Consider the following 1037-nt stretch of genomic DNA (forward strand, 5'->3'; position numbering starts at 1 on the left):
CCCCCCCCCCCCCGGCCCCCCCCCCGCCGGGGCCCCCCCCCGCCGGGGGGGGCGCGGGGGGGGGGGGCCCGGCGGCCCGTCTAGGGTGGCGGACCATGACCCCCTGCCGTCCCGCGGCGGCTTTCCGTGTGACGAACGGGGGGATCGGATTGGCTTTCCCGCCGCTGGTGGGGGCAGGATGCAGTCTCAGGGACTTCGTCCTGGGGAGACCTGATCCCGAGGACAACGTTTCGGGGACACCCCCACGGGGCGCGAGGGTTCTCGAATGAAGGCCCAGGGTCCGGCGAGTGTCCGAGGGCCCTGGCAGCATCGGCTTCGATCTCACGCCTCACAGGCAAGAAGAACACGGGAGTAAGAACATGAACCGCAGTGAGCTGGTGGCCGCCCTGGCCGACCGTGCCGAGGTGACCCGCAAGGACGCCGACGCCGTTCTGGCCGCGTTCGCCGAGACCGTCGGCGAGATCGTCGCCAAGGGCGACGAGAAGGTCACCATCCCCGGCTTTCTGACCTTCGAGCGCACCCACCGTGCCGCTCGTACCGCGCGCAACCCGCAGACCGGCGACCCGATCCAGATCCCCGCCGGTTACAGCGTGAAGGTGTCCGCGGGCTCCAAGCTCAAGGAAGCCGCCAAGGGCAAGTAGGTCCTCAGGACAGTCCGCCGTCCGGCACACCGCCGGGCAGGACGGCGCGCCGGTGACGGCGCGTGACAACAAGTGGGGCGGCCTCCGGATACCGGAAGGCCGCCCTTGTTGCGTCGCGGGGCCTCTCGCCGCGCCCCTGCCGGGGGCCGCAGGCGCCGCACCGGCCCCTGTACTCGCGGATCGCCGGTTGCACGCGCGCCCGCGCCGGGCCCCGGCGCGGGGGCCCCCCCCCCCGCCCCCCGCCCCCCCCGCCCCCCCCGCCCCGCGGGGGGGCGGGGCGCGGGGGCGCAAATTCCCCCCCCGGGGCCCCGCGCCCCCCCGGCCCCCCCCGCGCCCCCGGGCCCCGTCCCGGCGGGCCGCGTGCAGCCCGGGTTCGTCCTCCGCGGCGCGGACAAA

The 1037-nt window shown here is 76.4% G+C and carries 1 protein-coding gene; it reads left to right on the forward strand.

The window, feature by feature from the left end:
- Positions 1 to 359: 359 nt before the first annotated feature.
- Positions 360 to 641, forward strand: coding sequence for an HU family DNA-binding protein (locus LCE31_RS34495; RefSeq protein ID WP_007382399.1), 282 nt, complete (start codon positions 360 to 362; stop codon positions 639 to 641).
- The last annotated feature ends 396 nt before the right edge of the window (positions 642 to 1037 follow it).

Source organism: Streptomyces sp. 8L (assembly GCF_020176795.1).
Classification (GTDB): domain Bacteria; phylum Actinomycetota; class Actinomycetes; order Streptomycetales; family Streptomycetaceae; genus Streptomyces.

Coding starts and splice junctions, on each gene's coding strand:
- LCE31_RS34495 (WP_007382399.1), top strand. CDS start 360: ATGAACCGCAGTGAGCTGGTGGCCGCCCTGGCCGACCGTGCCGAGGTG.